The organism is Mycobacterium sp. 663a-19 (assembly GCF_035616495.1).
Taxonomy (GTDB): domain Bacteria; phylum Actinomycetota; class Actinomycetes; order Mycobacteriales; family Mycobacteriaceae; genus Mycobacterium.
In genome coordinates, this window is the sequence record NZ_JAPJAV010000006.1 from 123316 (window position 1) to 143979 (window position 20664).

General features: G+C 69.6%; 21 protein-coding genes. 12 read left to right on the forward strand and 9 right to left on the reverse strand.

Annotation, left to right across the window (positions count from 1 at the left end; genetic code table 11):
- Nucleotides 1–75 precede the first annotated feature (75 nt).
- Nucleotides 76–1428 carry a flavin monoamine oxidase family protein gene (locus OQ968_RS12675; RefSeq protein WP_420715901.1) on the forward strand — a complete coding sequence of 451 codons (1353 nt, stop codon included), beginning with the start codon at nt 76–78 and terminating at the stop codon, nt 1426–1428.
- Here OQ968_RS12675 and OQ968_RS12680 read toward each other — a convergent pair.
- The 4 genes from OQ968_RS12680 to OQ968_RS12695 all read right to left on the reverse strand — a co-directional run bounded on the left by OQ968_RS12680 (nt 1425) and on the right by OQ968_RS12695 (nt 4867).
- Nucleotides 1425–1859 (reverse strand): SRPBCC family protein, encoded by a 435-nt coding sequence (locus OQ968_RS12680; protein ID WP_324678247.1) that lies wholly within the window; start codon nt 1857–1859, stop codon nt 1425–1427. The genes OQ968_RS12675 and OQ968_RS12680 overlap by 4 nt on opposite strands.
- A 67-nt stretch (nt 1860–1926) precedes the next feature.
- Nucleotides 1927–2322: an STAS domain-containing protein gene (locus OQ968_RS12685; RefSeq protein WP_324678249.1), complete on the reverse strand. Its 396-nt coding sequence runs from the start codon at nt 2320–2322 to the stop codon at nt 1927–1929.
- A gap of 229 nt (nt 2323–2551) precedes the next feature.
- On the reverse strand, nt 2552–3637 hold the full coding sequence (locus OQ968_RS12690) for a helix-turn-helix domain-containing protein (RefSeq protein WP_324678251.1): 1086 nt from the start codon (nt 3635–3637) through the stop codon (nt 2552–2554).
- A gap of 57 nt (nt 3638–3694) precedes the next feature.
- Nucleotides 3695–4867, reverse strand: a complete 1173-nt coding sequence (locus OQ968_RS12695; protein ID WP_324678253.1) for a glycosyltransferase — start codon at nt 4865–4867, stop codon at nt 3695–3697.
- Nucleotides 4868–5103: 236 nt separating this feature from the next.
- Here OQ968_RS12695 and OQ968_RS12700 point away from each other — a divergent pair, with 236 nt between their 5' ends.
- Nucleotides 5104–6039 carry a chemotaxis protein CheB gene (locus tag OQ968_RS12700; protein WP_324678255.1) on the forward strand — a complete coding sequence of 312 codons (936 nt, stop codon included), beginning with the start codon at nt 5104–5106 and terminating at the stop codon, nt 6037–6039.
- 31 nt (nt 6040–6070) lie between these two features.
- On the opposite strand, the gene OQ968_RS12705 is transcribed toward OQ968_RS12700, so the two are convergent.
- Genes OQ968_RS12705 through OQ968_RS12715 form a run of 3 tightly spaced genes read right to left on the reverse strand, consistent with a single transcriptional unit; the run spans nt 6071 to nt 9735 of the window.
- Nucleotides 6071–7912 (reverse strand): CheR family methyltransferase, encoded by a 1842-nt coding sequence (locus tag OQ968_RS12705; RefSeq protein ID WP_324678257.1) that lies wholly within the window; start codon nt 7910–7912, stop codon nt 6071–6073.
- A gap of 52 nt (nt 7913–7964) precedes the next feature.
- A complete protein-coding gene (locus tag OQ968_RS12710) occupies nt 7965–8723 on the reverse strand; it encodes an STAS domain-containing protein (RefSeq protein WP_324678259.1) in 759 nt (252 codons plus the stop codon).
- Entirely contained in the window at nt 8716–9735 is a 1020-nt protein-coding gene (locus tag OQ968_RS12715) for a chemotaxis protein CheB (protein ID WP_324678261.1), read from the reverse strand. Before OQ968_RS12715 ends, OQ968_RS12710 begins: the two co-directional genes overlap by 8 nt.
- Before the next feature lie 147 nt (nt 9736–9882).
- On the opposite strand from OQ968_RS12715, the gene OQ968_RS12720 reads away from it, so the two are divergent.
- Both OQ968_RS12720 and OQ968_RS12725 read left to right on the forward strand, forming a co-directional pair.
- Nucleotides 9883–11991: a catalase gene (locus tag OQ968_RS12720; RefSeq protein WP_324678263.1), complete on the forward strand. Its 2109-nt coding sequence runs from the start codon at nt 9883–9885 to the stop codon at nt 11989–11991.
- 74 nt (nt 11992–12065) lie between these two features.
- Nucleotides 12066–12323, forward strand: coding sequence for a DUF7218 family protein (locus OQ968_RS12725; RefSeq protein ID WP_324678265.1), 258 nt, complete (start codon nt 12066–12068; stop codon nt 12321–12323).
- Between the two features lie 18 nt (nt 12324–12341).
- On the opposite strand, the gene OQ968_RS12730 is transcribed toward OQ968_RS12725, so the two are convergent.
- Nucleotides 12342–12917: a nucleotidyltransferase gene (locus tag OQ968_RS12730; protein WP_324678267.1), complete on the reverse strand. Its 576-nt coding sequence runs from the start codon at nt 12915–12917 to the stop codon at nt 12342–12344.
- A gap of 87 nt (nt 12918–13004) precedes the next feature.
- On the opposite strand from OQ968_RS12730, the gene OQ968_RS12735 reads away from it, so the two are divergent.
- Genes OQ968_RS12735 through OQ968_RS12750 form a run of 4 tightly spaced genes read left to right on the forward strand, consistent with a single transcriptional unit; the run spans nt 13005 to nt 16215 of the window.
- Entirely contained in the window at nt 13005–13688 is a 684-nt protein-coding gene (locus tag OQ968_RS12735) for a glycosyltransferase (protein ID WP_324678269.1), read from the forward strand.
- Nucleotides 13685–14626, forward strand: coding sequence for an acyl-CoA dehydrogenase family protein (locus OQ968_RS12740; RefSeq protein WP_324678271.1), 942 nt, complete (start codon nt 13685–13687; stop codon nt 14624–14626). Before OQ968_RS12735 ends, OQ968_RS12740 begins: the two co-directional genes overlap by 4 nt.
- A gap of 9 nt (nt 14627–14635) precedes the next feature.
- A complete protein-coding gene (locus OQ968_RS12745) occupies nt 14636–15409 on the forward strand; it encodes a PIG-L family deacetylase (protein WP_324678273.1) in 774 nt (257 codons plus the stop codon).
- Between the two features lie 41 nt (nt 15410–15450).
- Entirely contained in the window at nt 15451–16215 is a 765-nt protein-coding gene (locus OQ968_RS12750) for an endonuclease/exonuclease/phosphatase family protein (RefSeq protein ID WP_324678276.1), read from the forward strand.
- A gap of 79 nt (nt 16216–16294) precedes the next feature.
- On the opposite strand, the gene OQ968_RS12755 is transcribed toward OQ968_RS12750, so the two are convergent.
- The gene (locus tag OQ968_RS12755) at nt 16295–16531 is read right to left on the reverse strand and encodes a CsbD family protein (protein ID WP_324678278.1); all 237 of its coding nucleotides are present in this window, start codon (nt 16529–16531) and stop codon (nt 16295–16297) included.
- Between the two features lie 261 nt (nt 16532–16792).
- Between OQ968_RS12755 and OQ968_RS12760 the strand changes: the two genes are divergently transcribed.
- The 4 genes from OQ968_RS12760 to OQ968_RS12775 all read left to right on the forward strand — a co-directional run bounded on the left by OQ968_RS12760 (nt 16793) and on the right by OQ968_RS12775 (nt 20618).
- Nucleotides 16793–17629: an SDR family oxidoreductase gene (locus OQ968_RS12760; protein ID WP_324678280.1), complete on the forward strand. Its 837-nt coding sequence runs from the start codon at nt 16793–16795 to the stop codon at nt 17627–17629.
- Nucleotides 17630–17899: 270 nt separating this feature from the next.
- On the forward strand, nt 17900–18298 hold the full coding sequence (locus OQ968_RS12765; RefSeq protein ID WP_324678282.1) for a heme-binding protein: 399 nt from the start codon (nt 17900–17902) through the stop codon (nt 18296–18298).
- Between the two features lie 138 nt (nt 18299–18436).
- Entirely contained in the window at nt 18437–19492 is a 1056-nt protein-coding gene (locus tag OQ968_RS12770; protein WP_324678284.1) for a DNA topoisomerase IB, read from the forward strand.
- A gap of 127 nt (nt 19493–19619) precedes the next feature.
- The gene (locus OQ968_RS12775) at nt 19620–20618 is read left to right on the forward strand and encodes an SDR family oxidoreductase (protein WP_324678622.1); all 999 of its coding nucleotides are present in this window, start codon (nt 19620–19622) and stop codon (nt 20616–20618) included.
- Nucleotides 20619–20664: the final 46 nt, after the last annotated feature.

Genomic DNA, 20664 nt, shown 5'->3' on the forward strand with positions numbered 1-20664 from the left:
ACGGCCGTCCAACAATCGCCGTGCCAAAGCGGGCCCCGCCGGACGGGGTGTGAGACGCTGGCCATCGTGGCCCCGATGTCGCGTCGGGAGTTTTTCGCGGCCACGACGGGCGTGGTCGGCGGGGGGCTGGCGGCCGCCTGCGCGCCGGACCCGGAGCCACCACCGGCGCCGCCGCCGGACACCAAATCGGTCCTCGTCGTCGGCGCGGGGATGGCCGGCCTGGCCGCCGCGCGCGCCCTCGCCGACGCGGGGTGGCCGGTGCGCGTGATCGAGGCCCGCGCCCGCATCGGCGGCAGGGTGGACACCAACCGCGATTGGGGCACCCCGCTCGAGATGGGCGCGTCCTGGATCCACGGCACGACCGACAACCCGCTGATGGATCTGGCGCAACGGGCGCGGGCACAGCTTGTTCCGACCGACTATCACGGGTGGGCGAAGCTCGCGGTCGACCCGCGACTGCCGCCCCTGGACTATCGCCCGGGGCGCTGGGGCGAGTTCGTCGAACGGGCCCGCGACCGGGTCGACGGGGGGAGCCTGCGCGCCGCCGTCGACGCCGCGGCGGCCGGCCTTTCGGATTCCGATTGCGCCCAGCTGAACTTCTACATCGCCAGCGAGATCGAGGACGAGTACGCCGCGGGCGCGGATCAACTGTCCGCCAAGACATTTGACATGGGCGAGTACGCCGGCGGCGACCAGGAGGTGATCACCAGCGGCTACGATGCGCTGCCGCGGCTGCTGGCCGACGGGCTCCAGATCGTGCTGAACGCCCCGGTGACCGCGATCGCGCGACGGGACGGCTCCGTCGTCGTGCGGACGAAGGACCGCTCCTTCGAGGGACCCGCCGCGATCGTCACCGTTTCGCTCGGCGTGCTGAAATCCGGTGCCATCGCGTTCGACCCGCCGCTTCCCGACGGGCACACCAGCGCGGTGAAGGCGCTCGGATTCGGCGTGCTGTCCAAGAGCTATTTCCGCTTCGCCCGGCGCAGCTGGGACGCGGAGAGCGCCTTCTACCTGTTCCTCGGGACCGACCCCGGCGCATGGTCGCAGTGGTTCGTCCTGCCGCGCGCCACGGGCCCGATTGTGTTGGCGTTCAACGCCGGTGACCGCGGCCGCTGGGTGGAGTCGTCCTCGCCGAGGGATGTGATGGCCAGCGCGCTGCCGGTCGCGCGGCAACTGTTCGGCGACGACGCCTCGCCGGTCGAGGTCGCGACGTCGGCCTGGGCAGCCGACCCCTACGCCCGCGGCGCCTACTCGTTCCACGCGCCCGGCTCCGGCCTCGACGACCGGCGGCGGCTGCAGGAGGCGATCGGCGACCGGCTGTACCTGGCGGGTGAGGCCGTCGGCGTCAGCAATCCGGCCACCGTGACCGGCGCCGTGCTCAGCGGCCGTCACGCCGCGGCCCAATTGATGCGCCGGCTGGGCGGTTAACGCTCCAGCGCCTTCGCGCAGCCGTCGAGGACCGCGAGGAAGCTGGAACGCAGCACCCGATAGCTGATCGCCTCCAGCACCCTGCCCCCGGCCCGCGCCGGATGGGTGTAGTGGCTCAGCCAGTCGACGTGGGTGCCGCCGTCGGCGGCGGTGAACGTCAGCGTCCCGCCCTCGTGGTTGAACGGGGGGAACGACCGGACGATGAGGTAGGAGTAGCTGTGCGGCCGATCGTAGGCCGTGATCTCCTCGCGAAACCAGGTGCCGACGCCGACCACCTCGCGCACCGCGCCCGCGCCGGGCGGTGGCGAGTCCTTCGCCCAACCGGCCCGCAGCGCCAGGGGGGCGGCGGTCAGGTTGAGCGGGTCGGCCAGCCAGTCGAAGACCCGGTCCACCGGCGCCGCGATCGTGCGTTCCAAGTGAATCTCGACCATCAGCACATGGTAGCCGGGCACCCGCCGAGGAGCTAACTCGCCTGCGCCCCAGGGAATTTCCGCCGGCTTAGGAGCGTGCGCCGACCGCGTCCTCGACGAGCTGCAGGGCCTCCGGAACCGAATCGACGATCGGCAGGCCGTGGTCGGCCACCACCCGGGTGAGCCGGCGCAGCGTCGGGCCGGCGACCACCTCGCAGAGCCGCTCGGCTTCCTGGTTCTCGCGGTTGACGGCGATCAGTGCCCGAAGACCGGCTACATCGAGGAAGTCCAGGTGACACAGGTCGAGGATCAGCGGGGCCTGCTGCCGCGAGACGCGGCGGATCACCCGGGCCACCAGGGCGGCGTTGGCAGCGTCGATGTCGCCGTCGACGCGCACAACCGTGGCCAGGCTGCGCGCGTGAATGCACAGTTGCGCGCCGGCGCAATCGATCGGACAGCGCAAGCGCGCTGGTAAGGCTGCCATGGGCCGCGCCCCATCAACTCAACGTGAGGTACAGCGTACGCCGGGCGGGCACGGCGAGCGGCCCGACCGGGGCCACGCACACCGCCGGATGGCCGCAAATGACCAGTCGCACAAGCGATTTCGGACCGCGCCGAGGCGGCTGGGCGGCGGCGGCAGATTTCGTTTCGCGGCTCGACCGCTTCGCTTGTCGCCGCTATTGTCCCGGGGGCGAAGCGATCTGCGCGGAAGCTCACTGTTTGAGCGTGGTGTGTGGGCTCTGGCCGTAGGCCTGCCGGTACAGCACCGCGAACCGGCCCGTGTGGGCGAAGCCCCAGCGCTGCGCGACCTCGGTGACCGTGGTCGCGGTCCGGTCGCCGCTCGTCAGCTCCTGATGCGCGCGGTGCAGCCGGACCCGGCGCAGGTATTCGGTCGGAGTCGTATCGAGCCGCTGGCGGAACAGGTATTGCACGGCCCTGGGCGTGAGATGCACCGCGGCCGCGACATCGGCGACGCCGACGTCACCGGCGGCGTTGCGGTGGATGAACTTCACCGCGTCCTTGAGTGTGTCCGGCACCGCGGGATCGCTCAGCAGGTCCTGCTGCGCGGTCACGTTCGACGGGTAGCACTCGAGCAGCGCCGTAGCCAGCAGGGGGGCCGCCGCGGCGGCGAGCAGCGGTTGCTGGGCGGTGTCCGCGGAAGCGAAGGTGGCGGTCACGTAGTCCAGCGCCCGGTGCCAGGCTCGCACCGCGGCGCGCGAGCGCGGGCGCCAGCTGAGGAACTGAATGTGCTGCGGCAACGGGGTAAGGCGGTCCGCGGCGACCTTGTGCAACACGTCCGCCCCGATGCCGACGACGTCGAACCGGGCCGCGTTCACCTGCATCACGCAGGACATGCCGTGGGCCACCAGCAGCGGGCAGTCGGCAATCGGCAACGGCCCGCCCGTCACGGTCAGCGATCCCGCGCGCGGCTGGATCACCAGGACGGAGTCCGCGGGCGGGACCTTGCACACCATTCGGCCCTGGACCATCACCTCGTCGAAGGTCATCGAGCCCGTTTCGCACCGGCGGTGCACGACGGCCGAGCCCCGCACGAGCCCGGTGACCTGCCAGCCCGGCCGGTAGGCGTCGGCGAAGAAACGACGCGCGGCGTCCGGCTCGCTGGTGCGGAATTGCTCGTAGCGGATCGCGGCGGGGCCATGCATCCCGCCGGGATCGCGGGCACGGGCATGGTTCACGGCGTGGAGGTCGACGTGGATCGCGTTGACGTCACCGGCGGGGCTCATGGCGGGGCCGGGGGCTGGGGTTTCGGTGATGCTCGTCATCGTGGGGGTCGGCATCGGGGCCTAGTAAAGCCTACAACGCCAAAGGGCAAGCCGCCGATATCGCCCACGCGGCTACCGCGCGCCCTGCAGCGATGGCGCCGGCGAGCGTTGCGAACCGACCTGCCGGTAGATGTTCAGCGCGTCAAGGGCGATCCGGTCCCAGGTGAAGCGTGACAGCGCCCGGCTGCGCCCCGCCGAGCCCATGCTCTGGCACTGAAATTGTTGTGCCAGAAGGCTTCTCAAGGACGCGGCGAATTCGTGCGGGTTACCCGCCAGGACTCCGGTCACCGAATCGATGACGACGTCGGCCAGGACGCCCACGGGCAGCGCGACCACCGCCACGCCACTGGCCATGGCCGCCAGCGCCGGGGCGGGGCGCGGCGGGCGGCGCGGCGCGCACGCGAGGACGTCGGCGGAGCGCAGCAGCATCGACAGTTCGTCGCCGCCGAGGGTGCCGGCGAAGCGCACCCGGTCGGCCACGCCCAATTCCGCGGCGAGGTGTTTGAGGCCGTTGCGCGCCTTGCTGTGGTTTCGGTCGGTCGCGTCGGTTTCCGCGATGACGAGCTCCGCGTCCGGGACCTTGGGCATCACCCGGATCGCGATGTCGAATCCGTTGCCCGGCAAGGGATTCGGTGCCAGGCACAGCACGCGGTGGCGGTCGGTGCGCTCGAGCGCCGGCCCCACGGAAGTGAATTGCTCGACGTCGACCCCGCTCGCCAGGACGGACACCCGCGCCCGGCCATGACGCAACCTGGCCAGCGGGTCCACGTCGGCACTGCTCTCGACGGTCACCCAGTCCGCGTTGCGGGCCAACAGCGGCTCGAGGCGCTCGCGTTCGGTGACCTTGCGCCGGCGGGCGGCGGTTCGGGGCGGCGACGTCAGGGCCAGGTCCTGGAACGTCTGAACCGTCGGTAGCTTCTGCCGCCGCGCGGCCAGTTGGGCTGCCAGGCCACCCAGCCACCCGTGCGCGTGCACGATGTCCGGCCGGTCCGACGACCAGAGCCGCTCGAGGGTGGCCGCCCACTCACCGACGAACGGCAAAAGGTCGGCATCCTTGCGGGCGCTGGGGGGACCGACCCGGATCCCGACGGCCCGGCAGGTCCCGTCGGGGGCCCCTTCCGGGGGCGGCTGATCGGTTTGCCGGACGTAGGCGGTGACATCCTGCCCCCGGGCGGCCAGCGCGGCGCACAGCCGCATCGGGTCCTCACCGACGACGTCGTCACCGCTGACGAGCGCGAGCTTCATCTCAGCTCCCCTCGGATCTCGTGGAAGCTCCCTTCGGGTATTGCGTTGTCGCAAGCGGGTTGTTCCCCATGCAAGCGAGTGCGTACCCGAGCCCATGCCGGCCGAAACTGGCGGGCGCTTTCCGTGTTTCGTCGGGCGTCCCCGGCACTTCGCATGGTGGATACCCGCGGGGCCCGCGCGGGAGCGGTTCGCTGCAAGGACTGCGGCACGGCCGCCGCCGGGTGGACACTGATGAGATGGCGGCCCAAGCGCGGCGTCCACGAGTTGAGCTGGTGGTTCTGCTCGCTTCGGCGGGCGGCTTGGACGCGCTGTCGATCGTGCTGCACGATCTGCCGAGAGAGTTTCCCGCCGCCGTCGTCGTGCAGCAACACCTGGGCGGCCATTCCAGCGTGCTGCCCACGATCCTGGGCAGGTCCACCAACCATCGCGTCGCATGGGCCCTCGACGGGCAGTTCGTCGAGCCCGGCCAGGTGATCGTGTGCCCGCCGGAAATGCACATGGAACTGGGGCCGGACGGTTCCTGCCGCCTGCACAAGGTGTCGGAACGAGGCGACCGTCCCTTCGACGCGCTGCTGAAATCGGTAGCCGGATCGTACGGACCTCGCGCGGTGGCCGTGGTGTTGACCGGGTCCGGCCGCGACGGGGCCATGGGCACCGCGGCGATGGGCCGGGCGGGCGCGATCGTGATCGCGCAGAGCCCTGACACCGCCGACTATCCGTCCATGCCGCTCGCGGCGGTGGAAGCCGGCGCGGATATGGTGCTGCCGATTTACGAGATCGGCCGCACCCTGGGCGAGATCGTCGCGGGCGGGCCCCCGGGCAGGCCGGAACCGCGGGCGCGTAGCGAGGAACAGGCCGCCCGCGTGGCGTCGGGCACCGGGACGGCGCCGACGGCAGCGGGGCCGATGGAGCGGGGTCACGTCGCCGCAGAGCAGCGCGACGGCCGGACCCGGCTCTCGCCGAACCCCACCCCGAACAGCCCGGCCGGCCGCGCCGAAACCGCCCGGCTGCGCGCGGCCGAACTGCGGCGCAGGCGGCAGGACCTGGCCTCGGGAATCGGCGCCAGCGCGGAGACCGTCGCGATCGCGCGACGCAGGGCCCAGGAGGGGTTGCGCCGCGCGCAGCTGGCCCACCAGGCGGCCTCGCGGGCGGCCGCGGAGTGGGGGCGCTGACCGCAGGCCGGACGCGCTTTAGGCGCACGCTTTAGGCCACAACCTCCATCAGCAGCAGCGCACCGCCGATGGTTCCCTCGCTCGAGCGGAACGATGTGCACGTCACGCGCACCCGAGCGGAGCGGCCACGCCGGGTGACCGCGTCCACCACCGCTTCCCCGGAGCCGTCCGAATCGACGAACGCGTTGCCGATCAAGGGCCGCACCTCGTCCAGCGGCAGCCCGATATCCAGTTCGGTCAGCCTGGTGCCCGTCGTCTCGTCGGCCCGCAGCCCCCAGAGGTCTTCGCACCCCCGATTCCACACGACGACGGTCATTTCGCGGTCCACCACGACCATTCCCAGGCGGACCGAGTTGATCAACGAATCAAGGAAGTTCTTGGTGTCGTCGAGTTCCACGCTGCGCTCGTGCAGCGTCTCGTTGATGGTGTGCAGTTCGTCGTTGGTGGACTGCAGCTCCTCGTTCATCGTCTCGAGTTCTTCGTTGGTGGACTGCAGCTCCTCGTTGGTGGTCTCGAGTTCCTCGACCGTGGACTGCAATTCCTCGTTGGTGGTCTCGAGTTCCTCGTTGGTGGATTGCAGCTCTTCGTAGGCCGCCTCGAGCTGGCGGTTGGTCTGCACGACCTTGTCCAGCAGGGCTCGCGTCGCGGTGACGTCGAAGAACACGATCGACACGCCGAGCAGGCCGTTTTCGGCGTCGATGAGGGGATTGATGTGGATCTCGAACCACACCGTCTCGGCACCGGGCCGCTGCCATTTGACGTCTGGAATCCGCGCCGAACGCCGCTCTATCTTGGCCTGTTCCAGGTAGGCGCGCAGTTCCACCGGACGATAGGACACTTCCAGGTCACGCAGCAGCCGGCCGATGTCGCGCGCCGAGAGACCGAAGATGCTCTCGGCCTGCTGGTTGATCATCGCGACGGTGTCCTCGCCGGTGACGACGATCTGGGCCACCGGGCTGGCGCGAAAAGCCAGCTCGCGCACCGTCATCAGCCCCGGTAACTCACCGTGCCGATCGTAGAACGCCGCGGCCGGGTCGTAACGCTGCACGCCGCTGTGTGTTCCGAGCACCTTGCGGAAAATCCGGTTCTTCAGGTTCAGCGGGGTGAACCTGTCCCCGTAGCTGAGCAGCATCTCGGCGTGGCCGAGGAACAGCGTGCCCTGCGGTCCAAGCGCGAAATGCAAGCGGCCCAAGACGTTTCGCTGGGTCTCGGCATTCAGGTACATCAGGGTATTGCGGCACACCAGCAGGTCGACGCGGGATATCGGCGCATCCTTGACGAGGTCGTTGCGGCCGAAGATGATCGCGCGCCGCAGGTCTTTGCGAAATACGTAGCGGCCGTTGACCTTCTCGAAATAGCGCTGCAACAGATCCTGCGGCACAGACTCGACGGCCTTGGCGTCGTAGGCGGCGGTGCGCGCCTCGGCGAGCGCATCCTCGTCGATGTCGGTGGCGTAGATCTTGACTCGCTGCCGGAAACCGTCCGGCCCCAGCGCCTCGGCCAGCAACATGGCCAGCGTGTAGGCCTCCTGCCCGGACGCGCACCCGGCGCTCCACACCCGGATCGGGTCGTCGGGACCGCGCTCGGCGAGCATCCGCGGAATGACCTCGGCGCTGATGAACTCCCAGGCTTCCGGGTCGCGGAAGAACGAGGTGACGTTGATGAGGATGGTGTTGAACAGGGCCGTGAATTCGTCGGAGCTGGCCTGCAGAACGTCGAGATATTCCTCGTACGAGGTGTATCCGGCCTGATCCATCCGATGCCGGACGCGGCGCATCAGCGACGTGCGTTTGTAGCCGGTGAAGTCGAAGCCGCGGGAATCCCGCATATAGCGCAGGAGAGCCTCGAAGGACTCGTCGGTGGTGTCTTCCATGCAGGTCCGCTCGAATTGTGCTTGCCGAACGACTTGCACACTACCCGCGCTGCTAAAGCCGGTTTTCGCGACCGACCAGTGCCCACACCGTCTTGCCCGACGACGTCGGGGTGCTCCCCCACACCCGGCAAAGCGCAGCCACGATGGCCAGGCCCGACACTATGTCGGCGCCACGATCGGGATCTTCGTGCAGGGCCGGCTGTCGGTCGCTGTCGTCCTCGACCGCGACGGTGACGGTGTCGTCGTAGTTCTCGACGATCAACGCGGGCGTGCTGTCGGTGTGCTCGAGGACGTTTTCGACGAAGACCGTCGCCACCGTGGTCGCCGTCGGAATCAGCTCACCCTTGTCCCATTTGGTGAGCCAGTCGGTGACCATGGCGCGGGCGAGGCCGACGCTGACCCGGGTGTCCGAAAGCTGCGCGCGCGCCCGCCGCCGGATCGGCAACGACCGGTCGTTGGCCGCGTCGAGCGCGCATCCGCGGGTCGGATAGACCGGCACATACCGGGAGACCCCCCGGGCGGTGATGGCCCGCAACGATCGCCCCGGCTCGCACACCAGCAAGATCGGTACGTCCGGCCAGGTGCTGACGTGCCAGCGGGCGCTGGTGAACACCGACCATGCCGAATCGGACGGCACGAACAGCTGGTTGACGTCCACGATCACAGCGCGCGGCTCGTCCAGGGCGGCCTTGATGATGGCGTCGCGCAGGCCGCGATACGTACTCGCGTCGAGTTCGCCGGTGACGGTCACGAACGTCACGTCGTGACGGCGTTCCACGGCGACGTGAATGGACGGGCCGATGTCAGTCATCGGCCTGACCGCGGGGCGGGCCGACGCCCGATAACCTCTCGCTAAGCACCGCTAACGCCTGTTCGGTTTCTTCGGCCAGGGCGGTGTAATGGCGGCAGAGCAGGCCGGGGCTCGTTCTGTCGGCCAGGCGCCGGGCCAGTTTGGCCTTCTCCTGGAGGCTGCGCAGGGCGACCCACAATGCACCCTCGACCTCCTCGTCGCGCGCGGCGAGCAGGGCGTCGGCCGTCCAGGCGTGACCGACGCGGCAGCGAAAGTGGCCCTCGCTGATCGACACCAACGACCCATTGCAATCCGGGCAGGTGTAGCCCGATGGGGCGCCGAGTTGTTCGGCTTCGAAGTCGGTGGAGAAGCGCGCCTTCATGGCGATGCGGTTCTCGAGCTCCATAGCGGCGTCCGGCTCCATGTTCAGCACCTCGATCTCTCGATGCGACAACTCCTTGAGGACAGCGCCGATGCCGGCCGCCGGGGTCTCTCGATCCAGCACGCCGGCGTTGCGCGCGTTGGCCGGCAGCGCCGGGAACAAGGCGTCCTCGGCCGACTGCCCGATGGTGGTGCCGCCGCGCGCGCGGATCGCGGCCAGGCCGAGAACGCCGTCGTCGAGCACCCCCGATAGCAGCACCCCGATCGCATACGGCCCGAAAGCCAGGGCCACCGAACGAAACAGCGCGTTGATCGCCGGCCGGTGTCCGTTCTCGGTGGGCCCCTGCGAGAGCACCACGCGATGGTCGGCAACCAGCAAATGATGGTCGGGTCTGCAGACGTAGATGTGTGCCGGTTGCAGGCGCACGCCATTTTGGGCGGTAACGGCGGGCAGCGGGCCATTGCGATCGATGATGCGCGCCAGCAGGCTGGGTGCGCCGGGGGGAATGTGCAGCGTCACCACGTAGGCGCAGGGCACGTCCGGCGACAATCCGGCGGCCAGCTTCGACAGTGCCTCGACTCCCCCAGCCGATGCACCGATTGCCACCACGCCCCGAAGGTCGCCGCCTTTGTCGGTCGCCTCGATCACCACTTTCGACTACCCCTCTCAAGGGTAGGTAACCGCTGAGCCGGTGGATAGGGCACGGACGTTCCCAGTTTGCGGCGGTTTGTCCGTGGTACCCCACCTGACCGGACCACCCGCGCGGTGATGCAGGGCCAGTGATGCAGGAGGGAACCCATGGGAAGCGACCACACGCCGGATCGCAAGCAGCGGAACCTGGAGCCGTCCCGGGTTCGTCGCGACACCGGATACCTGACCACGCAACAGGGGGTCCGCGTCGATCACACCGACGATGCGCTGACGGCCGGTGAGCGGGGACCGACGCTGCTGGAAGACTTCCATGCCCGGGAGAAGATCACCCACTTCGACCACGAGCGCATACCGGAGCGGGTGGTTCACGCGCGCGGTGCCGGCGCCTACGGCTTCTTCGAACCGTACGACGACTGGCTGGCCGAGTACACCGCGGCGAAGTTCCTGACCACGCCGGGCGCCCGGACCCCGGTGTTCGTCCGCTTCTCCACGGTGGCCGGGTCGCGCGGCTCGGCCGACACCGTGCGCGACGTGCGCGGCTTTGCCACCAAATTCTATACGGCACAAGGCAATTACGATCTGGTGGGAAACAACTTCCCGGTGTTCTTCATCCAGGACGGCATCAAGTTTCCCGACTTCGTGCACGCCGTCAAGCCGGAGCCGCACAACGAGATCCCGCAGGCGGCGTCGGCGCACGACACGCTGTGGGACTTCGTCTCGCTGCAGCCCGAGACGCTGCACGCGATCATGTGGCTGATGTCGGACCGCGCGTTGCCGCGCAGCTACCGGATGATGCAGGGGTTCGGCGTGCACACGTTCCGGCTGGTGAACGAGCGCGGGGAGGGCACTTTCGTGAAGTTCCACTGGAAGCCGCGCCTCGGAGTGCACTCGCTGATCTGGGACGAATGCCAGAAGATCGCCGGCAAGGACCCCGACTACAACCGCCGCGACCTCTGGGAGGCGATCGAGTCGGGCCAGTACCCGGAATGGGAACTCGGGGTCCAACTCGTCGCCGAGGCCGACGAGTTCAAGTTCAACTTCGACCTGCTGGACGCCACGAAAATCATTCCCGAGGAACAGGTTCCGGTCCGCCCGGTGGGCAAGATGGTGCTGAACCGCAACCCGGACAACTTCTTCGCCGAGACCGAGCAGGTGGCGTTTCACACCGCGAACGTGGTCCCGGGGATCGACTTCACCAACGACCCGTTGTTGCAGTTCCGCAACTTCTCCTACCTGGACACCCAGCTGATCCGCCTCGGCGGTCCCAACTTCGCGCAGCTGCCGGTCAACCGGCCGATCGCCGAGGTGCGCAACAACCAGCAGGACGGCTACGGCCAGCACTCGATCCCGCAGGGCCGGTCCAGCTACTACAAGAACAGCCTCGGCGGCGGGTGTCCGGCGCTGGCGGGCGAGGACGTGTTCCGTCACTACACCCAACCGATCGACGGCGCCGCGATGCGCAAGCGCGCCAAGTCTTTTGAGAACCACTACAGCCAGGCGCGGATGTTCTGGAAGAGCATGTCGGCGGTCGAGGCCGAGCACATCGTCGCCGCGTTCGCCTTCGAGCTCGGCAAGGTCGAGGTGCCCGACATCCGTTCGGCCGTGGTGGGCCAGCTCGCCCGCGTCGACCACGACCTGGCCGGGCAGGTGGCGGTAAAGCTGGGGCTGCCCGAGCCGCCCAGCCAGCCGCTCGACGACGTGCCGGAGTCGCCGGCGCTGTCCCAACTCGCCGACGTCCCCGACACGATCGCCTCGCGCAAGGTCGCGGTGCTGGCCGCCGACGGCGTGGATGTCGCAGGGACGCAGCGCTTCACCGAGCTCATGCGGCAGCGCGGCGCGCTGGTCGAGGTCCTGGCCCCGGTCGCCGGTGGCACCCTGCGCGGCGGATCCGGCGGCGAACTGCCCGTCGACCGGGCATTCACCACGATGGCCTCGGTGCTCTACGACGCGGTGGTGGTGGCCTGCGGACCGGATTCCGTGTCGACGCTTTCGGGCGACGGCTACGCGGTGCATTTCGTGGTCGAGGCCTACAAGCACCTCAAACCGATCGGCGCGTACGGCGCCGGTATCGACCTGCTGCGCGCCGCGCACATCGACACGCGCCTCGCCGATGACACCGACGTCGTCAGCGACCGGTCCGTCGTCACCACGACGGCGGCCGCCGACGAGCTTCCGGAGGAGTTCGTCGACGAATTCGCCGTCGCCCTGGCCCAACACCGTTGCTGGCAGCGCCAGACCGACCCGGTTCCGGCCTGACGCTTCACGGCGTTTGACCGCCGTCGTGCGGGGCATTCTGACAACGGCATCCGTCCATGCACAGGAGGTTTATCGTGCCCAGGTCGTCGATCAAGAACGAAAAGATGTACCAGGATCTGCGCAAGAAGGGTGAGTCCAAGGAGAAGGCCGCGCGGATCTCCAATGCGGCCAGGGGCAGGGGCAAGTCCTCGGTGGGCCGCAAGGGCGGCAAGTCCGGGTCCTACGCCGACTGGACGGTCCCGGAATTGAAGAAGAGGGCCAAAGAGCTTGGCATCTCCGGGTATTCGGGCCTGACGAAGGACAAGCTGGTCGCCAAGCTGCGTAACCACTGATACGGACTTCAGTCGGCCTCAGTCGGTGAGCCCGAGCCGCTCGGCAAGAACCAGGAACGCGACCGCGTAGTCGTTGTCGGCGGTCTGCGCCCGGATCTCGTCCCAGTCCAGCCGCTCGCGGATCGCCCGCACGGCCGGCAGCAGTTTCGCGAAATCGCAATGATGCTCGCCCAGCGCGCGCAGCTTCTGGACGAGCACCATGGTCGGCGGCAGCACCGGCATCGCTATCGCCAGCACGTCGCGCAGCTCGGCGCAGTCCAGGGTGGCCGGCCCCACGGGCACGCCGTTCAGCCGGTGCAGAATGTCCACGACCGTGTCGTCGACGCGGGCCTTGAACAGCCAGTCCTCGGGCGGATGTTCGACGGCGAACCCGGCGTCCCGCAGCGTGGCGGCCGCCGCCGCGGCGTCCTCCTCGGTCACCGCCAGGTCCACATCGTGGCTGGGTTCGGGTGCGCCGTAGGCCCACAAGGCGTAGCTGCCCGCCAACGCGAAACGGGGCCCCTTCTCCTTGAGCGCCGAGGCCGCCTCGCGCAGCGCCTCCCGCAACCGCGCGGTGCCCGCGGCCACGTTTGCGTCCGTCTCAGGGGGTTTCATGGTGGATAGGTTGAATACCCGGTGGCCGGGGTTGCAACCTCCGTCTAGCTCCGTTTAGGGGTCGGCGAAACGGGCAATCGACGAGGTATGTTCTCGCCCGCGCTGCGCGCCTATGACCGGGTCGTCGTGGTGGTTCCCGCGCACAACGAAAAAGCGAATCTCCCGGCATGCCTGCGGGCGGTGTTGACCGCGGCGCTGTGCGTGCCGATCTCGGTCTCGATCGTGGTGGTTCTCGACGACAGCGACGACGACAGCGCAAGGTTGGCGGGCGAATACGGGCCCGACGTCCACTTCGTCGTCGTCGACGCGCACAACGTCGGCGCCGCGCGGGCGGCGGGTTTCGCTTATGCCCGTTCGCTGTTTGCCGACGACACGAGGTGCTGGTACGCGACGACCGACGCGGACAGCCGAGTCGATCCCGGGTGGTTGATCCATCAGCTCGAGCTCGGCGCCGACATGGTTCTGGGCGTGGTGCGCGTTGCCAACTGGCGGAGCCATTCCGACGATTTCTCCGGCGATGCCGCGGCCCGTCACGTCCACGGCGCGAACATGGGGTTCAGCGCGCGGGCGTACTGGCGCGTTGGCGGGTTTCATGCGCTTGAGTCCGGCGAGGACGTCGATCTGGTGGAGCGCTTCGAAGCCGCCGGCTATTGCGTTCACCAGGACACCGAATTGTCGGTCGCCACATCGGCGCGGGCCAATGGCCGCGCGCCGCACGGATTCGCCTCTTACCTCAGGCAACTGGGGAGATCGGCGGGTGACTGCGCGTGACGGCGGGCTTGGTTGCGCACTGGCTGGAGTCGGGACGGCTCGAGCTGGCGTTGCCGGCGTCGGGCCGCACCGCCGAGCGCTGGCAAGGCCTGGCGCGCCTGGCCGAAGAGGACATCGTGGCGGCGCGGATCGCCGAGGCGCACGTCGACGCCGTCGCGATAATGCACGAATTGGGCGGCAAGCCACCGGAATCCGACCAGCTGTGGGGCGTCTGGGCGGCCGAATCCTCGGACTCGGTGCTGACGGCCACCGATGTGAACGGCGCGTTCACGCTGAACGGCACCAAGGTGTGGTGCTCGGGGGCCGGGTTCTGCACCAATGCGCTCGTCACCGCCCGGCTCGAAGACGGAAGCCGGGGCCTGTTCGCGGTGGCGGTCGTCGACCCCGCCGTCAAACCGTTGCCGACCACGTGGTGGAACGCCGGGATGGCCGGCAGCGACACCCGGCCGGTGCAGTTCACCAACGCCCACGCGATCGCGGTGGGCGAGCCCGGTGACTACCTGAGCCGCCCCGGGTTCTGGCACGGCGCGATCGGCGTGGCCGCGTGCTGGCTCGGCGGGGCGCGCCGAGTCGCCGAGCCGTTATACCGTTGCGCCCGAAGCAAATCGGCGGACGCGTACGCCCTGGCCCATCTCGGTGCGGTGGACGCCGCGCTGGCCGCCGGCGATGCGATGCTGGCCGCCGCGGCGGCCCGGATCGACGCCGACCCGTTCGACCGGGCCGACGCCGCCCAGCTGCAGGCGCGCCGGGTCCGCAGCGTCGTGGAGCACGCGGCCGACGAGGCCATCACCCGCACCGGGCGCGCCCTGGGGCCGGGCCCGCTGTGCCAGGACGGCCGGCACGCGCAGCGGGTGGCGGACTTGAGCATCTACATACGGCAGAGCCACGCCGAGCGAGACCTGGCCGAGCTCGGGCGGCTCGCGGGCGATCAGCGCTGAGGACGACCCGTGCGGACCATACCGACAACCAATTGCCCCAGGTTTGCGGCCAAGCCGCTGACCCGCGGCGGCACCCCGGTGCCGATCTGGCTGGCCGCCCTCGACCGGGGCGCCCCGCCGCCCCTGGACCTGGGCGGCTGCCCGGGCCTGGTGGTCGTCGCGCCCCATCCCGAAGACGAGACCCTCGGCCTGGGTGCGACGATCGCGCAACTGGTCGCCGCGGGCACCGACGTCCGGGTGGTGTCGGTCAGCGACGGCGGGGCCGCCCGGCCCGGCGCCCCGCCGTCCGAGCGGCTTCGCCTGGAGGCCACCCGTAGGCACGAACTGCGGAGGGCGACAGGCATTTTGGGGATTCCCCCGCCGATGTCGCTGGGCCTGCCCGACGGCCGCCTGGCCGACCACGAGGGTGAGCTCGCCGATGCGCTGGCACACATCCTGGACGGTGCGCCGCCCGGGACCTGGTGCGCGGCGACCTGGCGGGGCGACGGGCATCCCGACCACGAGGCGGTCGGCCGTGCGGCGGCCGACGCGTGCGCGCGCACGGGTGCCACGCTGCTGGAGTATCCGATCTGGATGTGGCACTGGGCCCGTCCGGCCGATCCGGAGGTGCCGTGGGAGCGGGCGCGTTCGGCGCCGCTGCCCGCGTGGGCGCTGAGCCGCAAACGGCTTGCGGCGCAGTGCTTTCGCAGCCAGCTCGAGCCCGGGCCCGCCGACTCGGCACCCGTGTTGCCGGCGTTCGTGCTGCAGCGGCTGCTGGCGGTCGGGGAGCTGGTTTTCCGGTGAGGACGCGGAGCCTGACCCCGCGGAATGGGTAACCGGGAACCATGCGCGTGGCGACCTTCAACATCCTGCATGGTCGCATCGTCGGCGATGGCGTGGACCCGCAGCGGCTGCGGGATTGCGTGCGGCGCCTCGATCCCGACGTGCTGGCCCTGCAGGAGGTCGACTTCGAGCAGCCGCGGTCGGATCGGGCCGACCTCACCGCGGCGGCGGCCGAAGCCATGGGGGCCGTGGAGCACCGGTTCGTGGCCGCGATCTCGGGCACCCCGGGGGCGACTTGGATGGCCGCCACCGGCCGTGAACAGCCCGGGACCGCCGCGTACGGAATCGCGCTGCTGTCAAGGTATCCCGTGGCCGGTTGGCAGGTGGTGCGATTGCCCCGGATCCCGATGCGGTTTCCGATGTACCTGCCGGGACCCAACCGGGTGATGGTCGTCGACGAGGAGCCGCGCGCGGCGGTCATCGCACAGCTGCACACCCCGCAGGGCGCGATGACGGTTGCCAACACGCACCTGTCCTTCGTGCCCGGCTGGAATCGGCGCCAGCTGCGCCGGCTGATCAACGACCTGCGCGGATTCCCGGGCCCGCGGCTACTGATGGGAGACCTGAACATGACTCCCAAGGCGGTGCGCCGCTGGTCGGGGATGCGGACCCTGGCCGTGGCCGCGACGTTTCCCGCGGACGCCCCCGGCCGCCAGCTCGACCACATCCTGACCGACGACGATCGCCTGCGCGGCGGCGACACCGAGGCCGAGCTGATGCCGATATCCGATCACCGCCCGCTCGTGGTCGAGCTCGAACGCGCCTAGCTGCGCATCCAGCGCGAGTTCGCTTGTCAACGAAAATGGTCCGGCCCGACAGCCGGACCGGACCACCTTCAGAAATTGGTTACTGATTTTCCTTTTGCCGTTCTTCGGCGGCCTTCGCGCCGGCGCGGGCGGATTCGGCTTCGGCCTCCTTCTTGCCGGCGTCACGCTGGGCGTCGGCCTTGTCCTGCTGCGCCTGGCCCTCTTCGACTATGTCGTCGCGGCCGGCCAGGGTTCCGCCAACCTCTTTGGCCTTGCCCTTGATGCCTTCGACGACGCCCTGGACCGCTTCTTGTGGTCCGCTCTTCTGATCGCTCATGAGTCGACCTCCCTAGTGGTTGCGAGCTTGCGCTCATCTGGATGCGGATCGGCCGGGCCCGTTGGCTGACCGGGCTAATCAACGCGTCCGCATCTACCGGCTTCCCGCGGCGCGACGAGCCAAACGGGCCCACACCGTCGCGGCCGCTTTCGCCTGGTGGAGCGGCGCGTGTGCTTAATCACCTCGAATCAGGTTGGGTTGCTTCACAGTCCGGCCGGCGCATGTTTGGACACCGTTTCGGTGGGTATAGCAGCGTTCCCGATGGCCCAGGACGCACAGACCGAAGGCAACCAGCGAAGGGAGCGCGAGACGACCATCGTCGCTGTCGTCGGGGCAACCGGCACCGCCGGGTCCCGCGTCATTGCCAGGCTGAAGGGCCGCGGTGTCTCCGTGGTCGGGGTGGCCCGCGCGCACGGCGTCGATCTGATCTCCGGGCACGGCCTGACCGAGGCGCTGGACGGGGTCGACGTCGTCATCGACGCGTCCAACCCGATACCCCCCGATGGCCACGCCGACATCGTCGACACCCTCACCACCGCGACCCACAACCTGGTCTCCGCGTGCGCCGCGCACGAGGTGCAGCGGCTGGTGGTGTTGACTCCCGCCGGGGTGGAGGACCCGACGCTCGACGGATTGCCCTACTACGCGGCCAAACGCGCGGCGAAGGAAATCGTGCTGGACGGCCCGGTGCCGGCGACCATCGTAAAGTCCACACAGTGGCACGAATTCGCCACCAACCCGGCCGCGGTGACCTGTGACGGCGACGAGGTGGTGGCCGAGGACTGGCTGATTCAACCCATCGCCGCCGACACCGTCGCCGACGTGCTGGTCGAGGCGGCCCTGTGCCAGACTCGCGCCCCGCGCACCATCGCCGGGCCGCAGGACATCCGGCTGCCCGAGCTCACGTCGAAACTGCTCGCATCGCAGGGTGATGGCCGCCGCGTGCGCGCCGTGCAACCGGCCGTGACCGCACTCGCCGGGGGCGCGCTGCTGGCCCCGACCAATGCCACGGTCCTCGGCCCGGACGTCGACACGTGGCTGGAGACGGTGGCAACGGACGGCGCAAATGGGCTGTCGGCCGAAGAAACCGAATGCTGACCACCCGAAATTCCGGTCACGGCTTTATTACGATCGCGATCTCGTTTTCCTAAGAGGAAGTCGGATTGTCTGAGAGTTCTCAGTATTGCCGCGTTTGTTTGGCCGTTCGCTCAGCACACCAGCCTCATTTTGCGCATCTGATCACACGGCCGACTGCACGGGTTATTCGCGTTCGTTTTGCGCGAACGCCGGCGCTGTTCGCCTCGGCTACTTTGGATTTCGGGCCTCGGGAGCCTCGGCGAATCACTTGATCGAAGGACAATCACTGAAATGAAAATCAGCAGTATCGCCGCGCGTCGGCGAGTGGCCGGTATCGGTGCCGGCTGCGTTCTTGGGGGAATGGCCGTGGGCATCGTCGCCGCTCCGTCGGCGGCCGCGGCACCCGACTGCAGCCCCGCCGGTGTCAACGCCACCGTTTCCTCGGTGACCGGCTCGGCCCAGCAGTACCTGGCCGGGCATCCGGATGCCAACCAGGTGGTCACGGCGGCTTACGGGCAGCCGCGCGCGCAGGCCGCATCCAACCTGCGCGACTATTTCACCGCGCACCCGCAGGAGTACTACGACCTGCGCGGCATCCTGGCACCCATCGGCGACACCGAGCGTCAGTGCAACGTGACGGCGCTGCCGCCGAATCTGGAGTCGGCCTACCAGGAGTTCATGGCCGGCTGACACCCGGCCGATACTCCGGAGAAGCGACCCGCCACACCGCCGTGGCGGGTCGTTTCGGCATAGGGAGTGAATGAACGGCTCGCCGGGCGGGTAGATGTCCAGCCAGACAACGGGACTGGGAAGGGCTGGGAGGCGAGGATGCGGCTGCGTCGCAGCGTGCTCAGCGCGCCGGGGATCACCCGCAAGCGCCGGGGCAACGGTTTCGCCTACTACGGCCCCGACGGCGAGCGACTGGACGACGAGCGCACGCTGCAGCGGATCAAGGAGCTGGTGATCCCGCCGGCCTGGAAGAAAGTCTGGATCTCGCCGCATCCCACCGGCCACATTCAGGCCGTGGGCACCGACGCGGCCGGCCGACGCCAGTATCTCTACCACGAGGCCTGGCACCAGGAGCGCGCCGAGGAGAAGTTCGACCGCGTGCTGGAACTGTCCACGCAACTGCCGGCGTGGCGCGACCGCATCGCCGCGGACCTCGCGGGGCGAGGCCTGACGCGCGAGCGCGTGCTGGCGCTGGCGCTGCGCCTGCTCGATCGCGGTTACTTTCGCGCGGGCGGTGAGCAATACGCCGAGGAAAACGAGTCCTACGGCATCGCCACCCTGCTGTGTGAGCACGTGACGGTGCGCCGGGACACGGTCGAATTCGACTATCCCGCCAAGAGCGGGGTGCGGCGAACCCTCGAGGTCGAGGATCCCGCGGTGGTGCGCGCGGTGCGCGCACTGATGCGCCGCGACGGGCGCACCGAACGATTGCTGGTGTGCCGCACCGCATCCGGCTGGGTCAACATCCGGGCTGAGGACCTCAATGCCCGGTTCAAGGAGCTCGTGGGCGACGAGTACACCGTCAAGGACCTGCGGACCTGGCACGGGACGGTGCTGGCCGCCGCGGCCTTCGCCGATGCGGACCCCGCCGTCTCGCAGCGGGTGGCAAAGCGCGTCGAGGCGGCGGTCATGTGCGAGGTCGCCGAGGAGCTGGGCAACACCCCGGCCGTCGCCCGCGGCTCCTACGTGGATCCGCGCGTCGTCACCGGCTACCGGCAGGGGCAGACCATCGCCGCGGCGGCACGTCGCGCCGGGCGCACCCGCCGGCCCGAGGCCGCTCAGGAAATCCTGGAGAAGGCGACCCGCCTGCTGATCCGACGCGTGGCCAAGGACGACAGCGCATCCGGCTTGGCCACGCTGGCCAAGAGCGCGTGACCCATCTCGGCTTGGCGATTCCACAACCGCCGTCGTAAGAAATGGTCCCGGTGACGAATAGCCGCCGAAAATGCGGGTATCACGTCAGCTTGTGGGGAGCGGAGAGGGCGCGCGCGCGAGTCAGACGGTGGTGGTCACCGGTGCCAGCGGCGGCATCGGGCGCGCGACGGCCACCGCGTTCGGGGCGCGGGGCGCCCACGTCGGCCTGCTGGCCCGCGGCGAGGAGGGGCTGCGCGCCGCGGCCCGCGACGTCGAGGCCGCCGGGGGCAAGGCCTGCGTGATACCCACCGACGTGGCCGACGCCGACCAGTGCGAGGCCGCCGCCGAGGAGGTCGAACGGACCTTCGGGCCCATAGACGTGTGGGTGAACGTCGCGTTCACTTCGGTTTTCGCCCCGTTCTGGGAAATCACGCCCGCGGAGTTCCGACGCGTCACCGAGGTCAGCTACCTCGGCTTCGTGTACGGCACCATGGCGGCGCTGCGCCGGATGAGGCCCCGCAACGCCGGCACCGTCGTGCAGGTCGGGTCCGCGCTCGCCTACCGGGGCATCCCGCTGCAAAGCGCCTACTGCGGTGCCAAGCACGCGATCCAGGGTTTCAACGAGGCGTTGCGCTGCGAGCTGCTGCACGAACGCAGCAAGGTCCGCGTCACCATGGTGCAGATGCCGGCGGTCAACACCCCGCAGTTCTCCTGGGTGCTCTCGCGCCTGCCCAGGCAGGCCCAGCCGGTCCCGCCGATCTACCAGCCCGAGGTCTGCGCGCGGGCGGTGCTGCACGCCGCGGATCACCCACGGCGACGCGAGTATTGGGTGGGCGGCTCCACCGTGGGAACCCTGGCCGCCAACGCGATAGCGCCCGGCGTGCTGGATCGCTATCTCGCCCGCACCGGCTTCGATTCACAGCAGACCGACGACCCCCGCCCGCCCGACCAGCCGGTGAACCTGTGGGAACCCGCCGACGCGAGCCGGGATTACGGCGCCCACGGCATCTTCGACGACCGGTCCACGAGCAGCAGCATCCAACTCTGGGGCTCCCAGCACCACGGCGTGCTGGGCGGCGCGGCGACGGCGGCCCTTGCCACCGCGGCCGGGGCGGCGGCGCGGCGGCTACGACGATGGCGCCGGTAACCGGGAGCACGCGACTTCCGAATCTTTCGAACCCCGTTGTCTAGGA